Here is a 12,565-nt window from a genome sequence, read left to right as displayed (position 1 = left end):
GACGCAGTGGTCGAGGCGCGACGCACGGGGGACGGAACGATGGGCGCTACGGGCGGGACGGGTGTGATGACGGAACTGGACGCGGTGACCGGGACCGGGATCGGTGCGGGCAGTGGCCCGGCCGGGTCCCTCGGCGCCGACGCGAGCGAGGCGCTGTCCGCGCTGCACCGGGTCTTCGGCTACGGGGCCTTCCGGGGCGAGCAGGAAGCGGTCATCGATCATGTGGTCGCGGGCGGCGACGCTGTCGTGCTCATGCCGACCGGCGGCGGCAAGTCGCTGTGCTACCAGATCCCGTCCCTGGTCAGGCCCGGTACGGGTGTGGTCGTCTCCCCGCTCATCGCCCTGATGCAGGACCAGGTGGACGCGCTGCGGGCGCTGGGCGTGCGGGCCGGGTTCATGAACTCCACGCAGGACTTCGACGAGCGGCGGATGGTGGAGGCCGAGTTCCTGGCCGGCGAGCTGGACCTGCTGTACCTGGCGCCGGAGCGGCTGCGGCTGGAGAACACGCTCGACCTGCTCTCACGCGGGAAGATCTCCGTCTTCGCGATCGACGAGGCGCACTGCGTGTCCCAGTGGGGCCACGACTTCCGGCCGGACTACCTGGCGCTGTCGCTGCTCGGCGAGCGCTGGCCGGACGTACCGCGGATCGCGCTCACGGCGACGGCCACGCGCGCGACGCACCAGGAGATCACCGAGCGGCTGAACATGCCGACGGCCCGGCACTTCGTGGCGAGCTTCGACCGGCCCAACATCCAGTACCGGATCGTGCCGAAGGCGGACCCGAAGAAGCAGCTGCTGAGCTTCCTGCGCGAGGAGCACCCGGGCGACGCGGGCATCGTCTACTGCCTGTCGCGCAACTCGGTCGACAAGACGGCCGAGTTCCTGAGCCGCAACGGCATCGAGGCGGTGCCGTACCACGCGGGCCTGGACGCGGGCACGCGCGCGGCCCACCAGTCCCGCTTCCTGCGCGAGGAGGGCCTGGTCGTGGTGGCGACCATCGCCTTCGGCATGGGCATCGACAAGCCGGACGTACGCTTCGTCGCCCACCTCGACCTGCCCAAGTCGGTCGAGGGCTACTACCAGGAGACGGGCCGGGCGGGGCGTGACGGGCTGCCGTCGACGGCCTGGATGGCGTACGGGCTGAACGACGTCATACAGCAGCGCAAGCTGATCCAGTCCGGAGAGGGCGACGAGGCCTTCCGGCGGCGGGCGCAGTCGCACCTGGACTCGATGCTGGCGCTGTGCGAGACGGCCCAGTGCCGCCGGGGCCAGCTCCTCGCCTACTTCGGTCAGGACCCGGACCCGGCCGGATGCGGCAACTGCGACACCTGCCTGACCCCGCCGGAGACCTGGGACGGCACGATCGCGGCACAGAAGGTGCTGTCGACGGTGGTGCGGTTGCAGCGGGAGCGCGGGCAGAAGTTCGGCGCGGTGCAGATCGTCGACATCCTGCTGGGCAAGCGGACCGGCAAGGTGATCCAGTTCGACCACGACCAGCTGTCGGTGTTCGGCATCGGCGACGAGCTGACCGAGGGCGAATGGCGCGGTGTGGTCCGGCAGTTGCTGGCCCAAGGGCTGCTCGCGGTGGAGGGCGAGTACGGCACGCTGGTGCTGACCGAGGCGAGCGGGGAGGTGCTGCGGCGGGAGCGGGAGGTGCCGCTGCGAAAGGAGCCGAAGAAGCCGGTGACCTCCCGGTCGGGAGCGTCGGGGTCCGCGGGCTCCGGGCGGGGCGAGCGCAAGAGCAAGACGGCTGCCGCCGAGCTGCCCGAGGAACTGCTGCCGGCCTTCGAGGCGCTGCGCGCCTGGCGGGCCGAGCAGGCTCGCGAGCAGGGTGTCCCGGCGTACGTCATCTTCCACGACGCCACACTGCGGGAGATCGCCACGGTGTGGCCGGGCTCGGTGGCCGAGCTCGGTGGGATCAGCGGGGTGGGGGAGAAGAAGCTCGCGACGTACGGGGAGGGTGTGCTGGAGGTGCTCGCGTCGCTGGGCGGCCCGCAGGGTGCGGCCCCGGCGGCCGGCTCGGAAGCGGTGGCCGGCTCGACCGTGGCTGAGGCGCCCGGCCAGGGCGCGGGCGAGCCGGACGAGTGGCCGGAGCTGGACGAGGAGCCGGAGCCCGACTGGATATAGGGCCGAGCTCCGGCAGGGGCAGGGCAGGGCATCGGCAGAGCTGGGTGTCGGTCCGGCCCGGGCGTTGGCCTGCGCCCTCGGCCGCGCCGCGCGGCGGGCACAGTGCCCGAGCACGCCGGTGGTGACCATGCCGACGAAGACGCCTGGGTGGTCGACGGCCTTGCGGTCCTGCCAGGTGCGGTAACCGGCCCCGTTCGTCGAAGGTCATCCCGGCGGGATCACACAGATCCATGAGACGCCGATGCCGACGGACAGGCCGCCGAACACCCCGGGCAGCGCGCCCGGCAGCACGACGGAGCCCGAGGTCCGCCACCGCCCGCCCGGGCCCATACGGCTACGACAGGGCGGTCAGCCCCGGCGCGAACACGATCAGCAGGGGCAGCAGCGGTACCAGCGCGGCCGTGGTGGTCGTCAGGGCCCGGTGCCGGCGGCCCAGCCGGGGCGGCGGTTCCAGGAGCCGGTCGACCCGCTCGCCCAGCAGGCGGTGGCTGGAGGCGCAGGACAGGACGCCGCGGTGCTGGTTGAGCTCGATCAGGGCCAGGGCCGTGGTCAGGTGGCCGCAGCGGCGGGAGGCCGTGTCGTCGGCGGCCAGTTCGACCAGGCGGTGCGTCTGGTCACAGAAGTGGGCGAACAGCGGGACGCGGGGGAAACCGGTGGCCAGGGCGGTGGACAGGTGCAGCAGCCAGTCGTGGCGGGCGCGGGCGTGGCCGCGCTCGTGGGTGAGGACGGCGTCGAGCTGGTGGTCCGTGAGGCGGTGCAGGGCGCCCGTGGTGACGATCAGCTGGGGCGGGTTGCCGGGCATCCACCAGGCGTCGGGGTATTCGTCCTCCAGGACCAGGAGGGGGCCGCGGGCGGCGGGCAGGCCGGCCGGCAGGTCGGGGGCGCGTTCGCGGAGGTGGGCCCGGGCCTGGGCGCGGCGCCGGCGCGCCTCGACGAGTTCACGCGCGAGCATCGCGGTCGTCCAGGCGGCACCGCAGGCCAGCAGCAGGGTGAGGGCGGCGGCCCCCGGCGGGGTGGTGGACAGGTCGTACGCCGCCGTCACCGCGGGCGGAGCCGGGGCGAAGAGCTGGGCGCGGACCGTGCCGAAGACTGCGGCCGCGCCCAGGGCGAGTGCCGTCACGCAGCACAGCAGGACGGTGGCGACCAGGCACTGCCACACCCACAGCGCGACCACCGGTTCCCGCTCGGGCCAGGCGGCCCGGGTCAGCGCACGGGGAACGGGTACGGCGGCCGACACGGCGACAACGCTCAGCAGGAGCAGGCAGACGGTCATTGCCACGGGCTCCGGTTCCTGGTCGGAAGAGGGGCGGCTACGGGTCGTGCGGGGGAGGGCGGCTGCTGAACACGCCGGTGACGCGGCTGAAGCGCTCACCGACGAGCGCGCCGAACGTGCTGTGCACCGCATGCGTGCGGGCACACCGCCCGATGCCCAGTATGACGGTGCCGGGCGGTGTGAGGCAGGGGTCGAGCGGCATCAGAAGAGCCGGGAGGGGCGAATGTCGGCCAGATCCGGGCCGGCGGAGCGCCGTCAGGCCGGCACCACCCGCCCCGTCACCTCGCCCAGCCCCACCCGCACCCCGTCCGGCCCCGGGGCCCAGGCCGACAGGGTCACCACGTCGCCGTCCTCCAGGAACGTCCGCTTGCCGTCGGGGAGTTCGAGCGGGTCGCGGCCGTTCCAGGTCAGTTCGAGGAGGGAGCCGCGCTCGCGGTCCGCCGGGCCGCTGACCGTGCCCGAGCCGTACAGGTCGCCGGTGCGCAGGGAGGCGCCGTTGACGGTCATGTGGGTCAGTTGCTGGGCCGCCGTCCAGTACATGGTGGAGAAGGGCGGCTCCGAGACGACGTGGCCGTTCACGGCGACGGTGATCCGCAGGTCGTAGCCGCCGGGTTCCTCGTCGCTGTCGTCCAGGTAGGGCAGCAACTCGTGCGTCCGGGCCGGCGGAGCCACCCGGGCCTCCTCCAGGGCGTCCAGCGGGGTGATCCACGCCGACACCGACGTGGCGAAGGACTTGCCGAGGAACGGGCCGAGCGGGACGTACTCCCAGGCCTGGATGTCGCGCGCGGACCAGTCGTTGAGGAGGCAGAGACCGAAGACGTGCTCGCGGAAGTCGTCGAGCGGCACCGGCTCACCCATCCGGGACGGCACGCCGACCACGAAGCCGACCTCCGCCTCGATGTCCAGGCGGACGGACGGGCCGAAGACGGGAGCCGGGTCCGTGGGCGCCTTGCGCTGGCCCGAGGGGCGTACGACGTCCGTGCCCGAGACGACGACCGTCCCGGAGCGGCCGTGGTAGCCGATCGGCAGGTGCTTCCAGTTGGGGGTCAGGGAGTCCTCGGCGTCGGGGCGGAACATCCGGCCGACGTTCCGGGCGTGGTTCTCGGACGCGTAGAAGTCGACGTAGTCCGCGACCTCGAAGGGGAGGTGCAGGGTCACCGAGGACAGGGGGTGGAACATCGGTTCGACCGTCTCACGGTGGGACGGCACGGACACCCATGCCGTCAGCGCCCGGCGTACGTCCGACCAGGCCGTGCGGCCTGCGGCCAGCAGCGGGTTGAGGGTCGGCTGCGCGAGCAGGGAGGCGTACGGGGAGCCGAGTGCGTGGGCCGCCGCGCCGGCGTCCAGTACGTGGTCGCCGAGCCGGACGCCCACGGTCCGGTGGGAGGAGCCGGGGAGGGAGAACACGCCGTACGGCAGGTTGTGCGGACCGAAGGGGTCGCCCTCGGGGACATCGAAGGGGGGCATCGGGTGCTGCCTCGCTTTCGGGTGTGCCGTGTCGTCGCCACGTGTTCGTGGTCGTGCCACACGTTACGGGTGGCACACCCGTCCTGGGCAGTGTCCGAGGAGGCGGATACGGACGAACGGGGCAGGTGGGCCTGGGTGGGACCGGGCGGTGCGACTCCGGCGCGGCGGACGGGAAGCCACATTCGTGCGTGCCGGAAGTTATCCACAGGACACGACGCAATCTTGACGGAGCGGTGCGAACGGGGCGACTCTGGGCGGGTGCCGGAAGGCCTCGGGGAGGGGGCGTTCCGATGGCACACCAGGGGGGCGGATGGCCATTGGGGAGGCCGGTCCGGGCTCGGTACGGCGTGGTCTGCAGCTCAAGCGGCTGGAAGAGACCATGCGCGTGCGGCTCGGCCGGGAATGTGTGTATGTACCGTCGTGCCGTTTCGGGCTGTACGCGGCGCTGCGCCACTGGTGCCCGCCCGGCGGGCGGGTGCTGATGTCGCCGGTCAACGACGACGTCATCTTCTTCGTCGTGCTCGCGGCCGGACTGCGTCCGGTGCAGGCGCCGTTGAACCCGCTCGACGCGTCCATCGACATCGATGCCGTGCCGGACGAGACGTGGAGATCGGTGTCGGCCGTGCTCACGACGAACCTGTACGGAAACCCGGATCCGGCGCCGCACCTGAGGCAGAAGTGCGACGCGTTGGGCATCCCGCTGTTCGAGGACGCGGCGCACGCCATCGGCAGCCGGGTGGGGGGCCGGCCGGTCGGGGCGTGGGGCGAGGCCTCCGCGTTCAGCCTGTCCAAGCATGTCGGGGCCAAGGCCGGAGGCATGCTCTCCCTCGCCGACCCGGGGCTGCGGGACGCGGTGGAGGAGACCTGCGCGGGGCTGCTCGCGCCGCGCCGGCCGAGCTCCGAACTGGCCTATGTGATCCGGCCGTACGCGGAGGCGGCGGTGCGCGGGCTGCGGCTGCGGCGCGCCGCCTGGGCCGCCATCCGGCTGCTGGGGCTGGCGGACCGCGAGGAGATCCGGATGCCGCTGCGCCCGGACGAACTCGCGCGGGCCGCCCGCCGGGCCCCCGGACTCGACGCCCACCACCCCTGGGTGCGCGTCGACATGCACGACTACCGCCAGGAGTCCGGGCGGCTGCGGCTGCGGCGCATCGAGCGCAGACTCGACCGGCTGGACGACGTGCTGGACGCCTGCCGGGCGGGCACGGAGCTGCTGCTGTCCACGCCCTGGGCCAAGCCCCGCGACGCGTACGGGACGCAGCCGTTGTTCCGCGTCCCGCTGTTCGTGGCGGACCGGGACGCGGCGATCGCGGCACTGGCACGGCAGGGCATCGTGGTCGGCTACCTCTACGACCCGCCCCTGGACGACTACGCCGGCGAGCAGTTCACCGACCCCTCACCGGCCCCCGAGGCGGCCCGCTGGTTCGCGCGGCACGCGCTGCCCGTGGATCCGCTGCGGGCCCGGACGGTCGTCGAGGTGCTGGAGCGTTCCGGGGCACGGCCGGTCGAGGCACCGGGAGAACAGCCCCGCGGCAAGCCGGCACCGGGAAGGCTGGATCAGTCCCGTGGCTGAGATCCAGGTCCACGAGCCCGCCACCACGCGCGCCGACGGCGGCGGACCGAAGCCTGCCGTCGGCGAGCACACGCACGACTCGCTGTTCAAGAACGCCTACTTCCTCATGCTCAGCACCGGCGTGTCCGCCGTACTGGGCCTGGGGTTCTGGCTGGTGGCCGCCCGCTACTACTCCGAGGAGGCCGTCGGCCAGGGCTCCGCCGCCATCGCCGCGATGCGGCTCCTCGCCAGCATCACGGCGACGACGATGATCGGCGCCGTCGTCCGTTTCGTCCCGCGCGCGGGACGGGAGACCGGGCGCCTGGTGTGGGGCACGTACGCGGCCAGTTCGCTGGTCGTGGCGCTCGCCGCCGCCGTCTTCCTGCTCACGCTCGACGCGTGGGGGGCGTCGTACGCCCCCCTGGGCACACCCATGGCGGGCGCGGTGTTCGTCGCGGCATGCATGGCATGGGCGCTGCTCACGCTCCAGGACGGGGTGCTCACCGGGCTGCGCAAGGCGGAGTGGGTGCCGGCCGGGAACGCGGTGTTCTCGGTCGGGAAACTGGCCCTGCTGGCCGTCTTCGCCGGCACGCTGCCCGTCCTCGGCATCTTCGTCTCCTGGGCGGTGGCGATCGCCTTCTCCACACTGCCGCTGGGCTGGCTGATCTTCCGTCGGCTCATCCCGCGCCAGGCGGACCTCGACCGCGAGAAGGAGCCGCCGAAAGTCCGGGACATGGGCCGCTTCCTGGCCGGGGACTCGCTGGGCGCGCTGTTCAGCCTGGCGATGATCAACCTGCTGCCGGTGATGGTCGCGGTCCGCTTCAGCGCCGCGGAGAACGGCTACTTCTACGTGGCGTACACCGTCGGCGGCACGATGGAGTTCCTGGCCATCAACATGGCCTCGTCCCTCACCGCGCACGCCTCCCACGACCCGCGACAGCTCGCCGACGGCGTCCGGGGCGCCCTGCGGCGCATGACGTTTCTGCTGGTCCCGATCGTGCTGGTGCTGGTCCTCTTCGCCCCGTACATCCTCACGCCCTTCAGCCCGGACTATGCCGAGCACGGCTCGACGGTGCTGCGGCTGCTCGCCCTCGGCGCGCTGCCGCGAGTCGTGGTGGAGCTGTACATCGGCGTACTGCGTGTGCAGGGGCGCACGGGGGTGCTCGCCGCGCTCCAAGGCGCCATGTGCGCCCTGGTGCTGGGCAGCGCGACCGTGCTGTTCACCCCGGCCGGGATCGCGGGCGCCGGCTGGGCGGTGCTGCTGAGCATGACGCTGATCGCCGTCGTCTCCACGGCCGGGCTGCGAGCGGCACTGCGGCGCAACGACAGTGCCCCCGCGGTCCGTACGCCCGTCGATCCGTCGTACGGCACCCGCTGGGCGAAACTGAACGCCACCGCCGGGTACGGCACGACCTGGGCCCGCCGGGCCCAGTACCAGCCCAAGGACGGCGACGAGGACACCGTCACGTTGTTCATCGGGCGCCCCGGATACGAACGTGAGGCGCTCCAGGCGGACACGCTGGCACTGATCGTGCGGCCGCATCATCCGGACGGGCCGCATCATCCGGACGCCGGGGAGAAGGGGGCGAGCGCCGAGGAGGCCGAGGCAGCCGAGACGGCGGATACCGGCGAGGGCCGCGACGAGCACGGGGAACCGAGAGCGACCCAGTGCGAGGGAACCGCCGGGTCCGAGGAGACCGGCGGGGAGGCCCGACCCCGGCGCAATACCCCCGGCGACGGAGCGGGAACGCCCGAGGCCGAGAGCGAAATCCAGGAGCGGCGGCTGAGAGGCGCCCTCTGGAGCCTGCTCGGCGTCGCCACCGTCTTCTTCTGGGCGCCGTTGCGCGACCTGCCCTGGCTCGACGGTGCCTCCGAAGCGGCACTGACGGGGCGTCAGCTACTGGAGGGCCTGCCGCTGCCGTCGCTCACCGCGGAAGGCCTGCTGCTCGTGGTGTTCGTCGCCGCCGTCACGCTGTGCGCCCGGCGCGATCCGTGGCTGCCCGGCACGGCGCTGCACGCCGCCCTGCTCGCCCTGTACGCCGCACCGGTCGCCCTCGGGCGGGAACCGCGGCCGGTGGACGGGGCGTTGTATGTGAAGACGGCCGGCTTCCTCGCGGACGCGGTGGGGCTCGACGGGCCCGAGCCGCTGCTCCGCTGGGCGCCGCCGGTCTGCCAGCTGCTGTGTCTCGTACCGCTGTGGCTGCTGCTCGCGAGCGCGGGCGGACGGCTCACGTGGCCGGGGCGCTGGGGGGTTCTGTATCTCGTCGCGGTCGGCGGCTGGGTGTGGCGTGAGGCGCTCGCACCGGTCGCGCCGCTCCTGCTCGCCGTACTTGTCGTACTCGTCCTGCTCCTGCCGGTCTGCCGCCGCGCCGCGTCGGCCATGGGGCCAGGGCCCTTCTGATGGATCTCCGCAGCGTCACGACGCCCGGCACGCACGCTCGCCGCACGGTGCGGATATCCATCAGAAGGGCCCTACCGCACCGCAGAAGGCCGAACGGCCGACCCAGCGACTGATCAAGCTCCAGAGCCGAACAGAGCCGAACCGCCAGGGGGGAACCACCGTGCGTCCGCCAGTAACTCCGAGGGAGAGATCCACGCCAGAACCCACACCGGCACGGGACGGCGCGAGCACCCCCGGCAGCAGCCACAGCAGCCCCGAGCCCTCCGGCCAGTCCGCCGGCCCCTCCTCCTCGGAGTCGTCGAGCCCCGCCCATGAGCCCGTGACGGATCTGTCGGACCTGCCCCCCGCCTGGTCCGGGCGGCGCGCGCCGGTCTGGCCCGGCGTTCCGCTGCTCGTCGGGCTCGCCCTGTGGGCGTACGCCGTGCGGCACACCGACGTCTCGCGGCTCGACGACTACGGGCTGGTCACCGCACTGCACCCGACCTTCTGGGCCGGTCTCGTGGTGCTCACGACCGGGTTCTGGCTCACGGTCCGCGATCCGCGCCGACCGGGCGCCTGGGCGGCGGCATACGTCCTCGGGCTGCTGGTGATGGAGCGGGTGACGCAGGCCGTGGTCTACCCGACCCCGCTGTACGCGTGGGCGTGGAAACACGAGGCGGTCATCGACCATCTGCTGACGGCAGGCGGTCTGCAAACGGCCGACCAGGTCGGCGACATGGCGGTGTACGACCAGTGGCCCGGCTTCTTCGCCGCACAGGCCGCCCTGATGCGACTGCTGGGCGTGGACTCGGCGGCGATGTTCATGGCCTGGTGGCCTCTGGTGTCCAGCCTGCTGCTGCTGCTCCCGCTGCTGCTGATCTACCGCACCTTCACGGAGGACCGACGGCTGATCTGGACCGCGATCTGGCTCTTCTACGTCGCCAACTGGGTCGGGCAGGACTACTTCTCCCCCCAGTCCGTGGCCTACGCGCTGCACGTCGGTGTCCTGGCGGTGGTCCTGCGCCGCTTCGGCCGGTCCGCCGGGCGGCGCGGGCGGCCCCGGCAGGCCGTGTGGACGGTGGTGCTCACCGTCATGCTCGCGGCGATCGTCATCTCCCACCAGCTCACCCCGGGCATGCTGGTCGTCTGCCTGGCCGCCCTGTGCCTCAGCCGCCGCTACCGCGACTGGGTCCCGGTGGTCACGACCGTCGTGATCTTCCTGGCCTGGTGTCTCACGGCCGCGCTGCCCTTCCTGTCCGCGGCGATGCCGGACATGATCCGCTCCGTCGGTGACGTCGGCGCCAACGTGGAGACCGGGTACGGCGCCACCCCGACCGGCACCGGAGCGATCGCGACCTCCTGGGCGGCCCGGCTGCTGTCCGCCTCCGTCCTGCTGCTCGCGGCCGTCGGCGTCCTGCGCCAACGGGTGCTGCGGCACCGGGCCCGGCCCCTGCTGCTGCTCGCGGCGGCCCCGCTGCCGATGTTCGCGGCGAGCAGCTACGGCAGCGAGATGATCTTCCGGGTGCTGCTGTTCATGCTGCCCGGCGCCGCGTTCTTCGCCGCCGCCGCGCTGCTGCCCAAGGTCCGTACGCTGGCCGCCGACGCCGCCGAGAAGGAGGCCGGCAGCCGGCAGGCCGCCCCCGTGAAGACCCGCAGACGGGGGATCGGCACGTGGGTGGGGCTGGCCGCACTGCTCGGCGGAACCCTGGCTTTCGTCCCGGCCTACTCGGGCAAGGACCGGATCAACTACTTCCCGCCGCAGGAAGTGGCCCTCGTACGGCAGCTCTTCGACCAGGCGCCCGACGGCTCGCTCGTCGTGGCGGCCAACCGCAACTACCCGCTCGCGTACGCCTCCTACTGGAGCGTCGACCACTACTGGTTCCTCGACGACGCCCGCAGCCACGTCGACCGGATCGTCCAGAACCCGGCCGGCACGCTCACCAGTGACATGGCCGGGGTGGAGCGGCCGGCCCGCGCCTACTTCCTGCTCACACAGGGGCAGTTGGCCAACTCCGAGATGAACGGACAGCTCGACGAGGCGCAGCTGGACCGCATACAGAAGTCCGTCGCCACCTCACCACGGTTCCAGCTCGTGGCGGAGAACAGCGCCGGATGGCTCTACGCACTGAAGCAGGCCGGGGGAGCGGAGCGATGACACCGCAGGAACTCGTGGTCCGGATGCTGCCGCCGTTCGGCGGCTGGCTCGCGCTCGCCGCGCTCGCGCTGCCCGGCGGATCGCCGCTGCGGGGCGCCGCCGTCGTCCTCTTCCTGGCGGCGGGGCCGGGCGCGGCCATGGTCAGAGTCTGTGCCCCCGCGCTGGGGGCGCGGCCCGCCGAAGGGCCCGTCGAGCGCCGGGACCCGGACTTCGCCCGCCACTCCGACCTGCTGGAGCGGCTGATGCTGGTGCTGTTCCTGAGCATCGGCGCCCTGATGCTCGTCGCGACCGTGCTGATCGCCACGCACACCTTCAGCGCGCAACGGGTGCTGCTGACACTGACGCTGCTGACCACACTCGCCGCGTTCTGTCCGTCGTTGCGCGCCTCCCCGTCACCGAGGACGACACCGAGGACACCGAAGGGTTCTGCTCAGTGAGGTTCAACCGTCCCCACCGTCCCTTTCGCCGCAAGCCGACCACGACCGGGCAGCACCGCAGGAGGCCACAGCCAGGCGAGGAGCAGCCGGCCACCGGCCGGTTCACATCGAGCCGGCGCCGTCTGCTGATCACGTCCGCCACGGTCGTCAGCGCGGTCCTGGTCGCCGGACTCACCCTCCGGAACGCCTCCGGACCGGACCCGGGAGCCGCCGGTTCCAAGGCGGACTGCCGCCCCACGGCGCTCCTGGAACCGCCCTGCGGCGCCTGGTTCGGGGCGTTCGTGCCGCACGAGCGGGACAATCTGCCGGATAAGGTGCGCGCCTACGAGAAACGCGTGGGCCGCGAGCTCGACATCGTGTACACGTACCACGACATGTCCCTGCCCGAGGGCACTCGTCGGGAGGGCCGGCTGCTCACCCCGGAGGAACAGCGCGTCGGCGAGGACCATCTGCTGCTGCTGTCCTGGGAGAGCAAGTGGTGGGGCGGCACGAAGAAGCAGCAGCCGACCTGGAAGCAGATCGCCTCCGGCGAGCTGGACAGGACCGTCATCGACGTCCAGGCCAAGCGCGTCAAGGACTACGGCAAGAAGGTGTTCCTCTCCTTCGACCTGGAGATGGACACCCGCACCCCGGACAACGGCACCCCCGCCGAGTACGTGAAGGCGTACCGGCACATCCACGACCGGTTCCGCGAACTGGGCGTCGACAACGTGGTGTGGACGTGGATCACCACCGGCTACCTCGACCACGCCGACGAGATGAAGCGGATGTATCCCGGCGACGAGTACGTCGACTGGATCGGCTACAACCAGTACAACTACTACCGCTGCCACAAAACGGGCTGGCTCAGCTTCGCGCAGACGCAGCACGCGGTGCACGACTGGATCCGCGAGAACATCTCCGACGACAAGCCGCTGATGCTCTCCGAGTTCGGCACCGCCGCGGACTCGGCCCGCCCGCAGCGGCAGGCCGAGTGGTACGCGCAGGTGCCCGGTGTGCTGAAGGGCCTGGAGGGCGTCAAGGCCGCCCTCCAGTGGAACTACCGCGACCCCGGACCGCACTGCGACCTGGCCCTGGCGAACGACGCGGCCTGGGACAGCCTGCGCAAGGCGGTCGCCGACCCGTACTTCAACCAGCCGCTCGAGTAACCCGACGCCCCGCCACCGAAGCAGCCCGG

At 72.4% G+C, this 12,565-nt stretch carries 9 protein-coding genes; 6 read left to right on the top strand and 3 right to left on the bottom strand.

The genetic code is table 11. From position 1 onward, the window contains the following. Positions 1-66 precede the first annotated feature (66 nt). Positions 67-2,127, top strand: a complete 2,061-nt coding sequence (recQ, locus tag ACZ6TU_RS03585) for a DNA helicase RecQ (protein ID WP_469546328.1) — start codon at positions 67-69, stop codon at positions 2,125-2,127. Positions 2,128-2,461: 334 nt separating this feature from the next. Here the strand turns inward: recQ and ACZ6TU_RS03580 are convergent, their stop codons facing one another. The 3 genes from ACZ6TU_RS03580 to fahA are packed head-to-tail and all read right to left on the bottom strand — an operon-like array spanning position 2,462 to position 4,867. After that, the gene (locus tag ACZ6TU_RS03580; RefSeq protein WP_467672590.1) at positions 2,462-3,400 is read right to left on the bottom strand and encodes a M56 family metallopeptidase; all 939 of its coding nucleotides are present in this window, start codon (positions 3,398-3,400) and stop codon (positions 2,462-2,464) included. A 37-nt stretch (positions 3,401-3,437) separates the two neighbouring features. Then, complete coding sequence (locus tag ACZ6TU_RS03575) at positions 3,438-3,602, bottom strand: hypothetical protein (protein WP_467672205.1); 165 nt, start codon at positions 3,600-3,602, stop codon at positions 3,438-3,440. Between the two features lie 53 nt (positions 3,603-3,655). Further along, on the bottom strand, positions 3,656-4,867 hold the full coding sequence (gene fahA, locus ACZ6TU_RS03570; RefSeq protein WP_467672203.1) for a fumarylacetoacetase: 1,212 nt from the start codon (positions 4,865-4,867) through the stop codon (positions 3,656-3,658). Between the two features lie 310 nt (positions 4,868-5,177). Here fahA and ACZ6TU_RS03565 point away from each other — a divergent pair, with 310 nt between their 5' ends. From ACZ6TU_RS03565 to ACZ6TU_RS03545, 5 genes are all read left to right on the top strand, one after another. Then, the gene (locus tag ACZ6TU_RS03565; RefSeq protein WP_469546324.1) at positions 5,178-6,437 is read left to right on the top strand and encodes a DegT/DnrJ/EryC1/StrS family aminotransferase; all 1,260 of its coding nucleotides are present in this window, start codon (positions 5,178-5,180) and stop codon (positions 6,435-6,437) included. Further along, positions 6,430-8,817 carry a lipopolysaccharide biosynthesis protein gene (locus ACZ6TU_RS03560; RefSeq protein WP_469546320.1) on the top strand — a complete coding sequence of 796 codons (2,388 nt, stop codon included), beginning with the start codon at positions 6,430-6,432 and terminating at the stop codon, positions 8,815-8,817. The genes ACZ6TU_RS03565 and ACZ6TU_RS03560 overlap by 8 nt, the downstream gene beginning before the upstream one ends. Before the next feature lie 319 nt (positions 8,818-9,136). Beyond that, entirely contained in the window at positions 9,137-10,951 is a 1,815-nt protein-coding gene (locus ACZ6TU_RS03555; protein ID WP_469546317.1) for a glycosyltransferase, read from the top strand. Continuing rightward, positions 10,948-11,388, top strand: coding sequence for a hypothetical protein (locus ACZ6TU_RS03550; RefSeq protein WP_467672195.1), 441 nt, complete (start codon positions 10,948-10,950; stop codon positions 11,386-11,388). Before ACZ6TU_RS03555 ends, ACZ6TU_RS03550 begins: the two co-directional genes overlap by 4 nt. Then, positions 11,385-12,536 (top strand): glycosyl hydrolase, encoded by a 1,152-nt coding sequence (locus ACZ6TU_RS03545; protein WP_467672193.1) that lies wholly within the window; start codon positions 11,385-11,387, stop codon positions 12,534-12,536. The genes ACZ6TU_RS03550 and ACZ6TU_RS03545 overlap by 4 nt, the downstream gene beginning before the upstream one ends. Positions 12,537-12,565 lie beyond the last annotated feature (29 nt).

This window comes from Streptomyces sp. NPDC052064, from assembly GCF_055585925.1.
This window is presented reverse-complemented; position numbering and strand designations above follow the sequence as displayed.

What these genes read in the sequence shown, in the direction of transcription:
- recQ (WP_469546328.1), top strand. Translation starts at nt 67, where the DNA reads ATGACGGAACTGGACGCGGTGACCGGGACCGGGATCGGTGCGGGCAGT.
- ACZ6TU_RS03580 (WP_467672590.1), bottom strand. Translation starts at nt 3,400, where the DNA reads ATGACCGTCTGCCTGCTCCTGCTGAGCGTTGTCGCCGTGTCGGCCGCC.
- ACZ6TU_RS03575 (WP_467672205.1), bottom strand. Translation starts at nt 3,602, where the DNA reads ATGCCGCTCGACCCCTGCCTCACACCGCCCGGCACCGTCATACTGGGC.
- fahA (WP_467672203.1), bottom strand. Translation starts at nt 4,867, where the DNA reads ATGCCCCCCTTCGATGTCCCCGAGGGCGACCCCTTCGGTCCGCACAAC.
- ACZ6TU_RS03565 (WP_469546324.1), top strand. Translation starts at nt 5,178, where the DNA reads ATGGCCATTGGGGAGGCCGGTCCGGGCTCGGTACGGCGTGGTCTGCAG.
- ACZ6TU_RS03550 (WP_467672195.1), top strand. Translation starts at nt 10,948, where the DNA reads ATGACACCGCAGGAACTCGTGGTCCGGATGCTGCCGCCGTTCGGCGGC.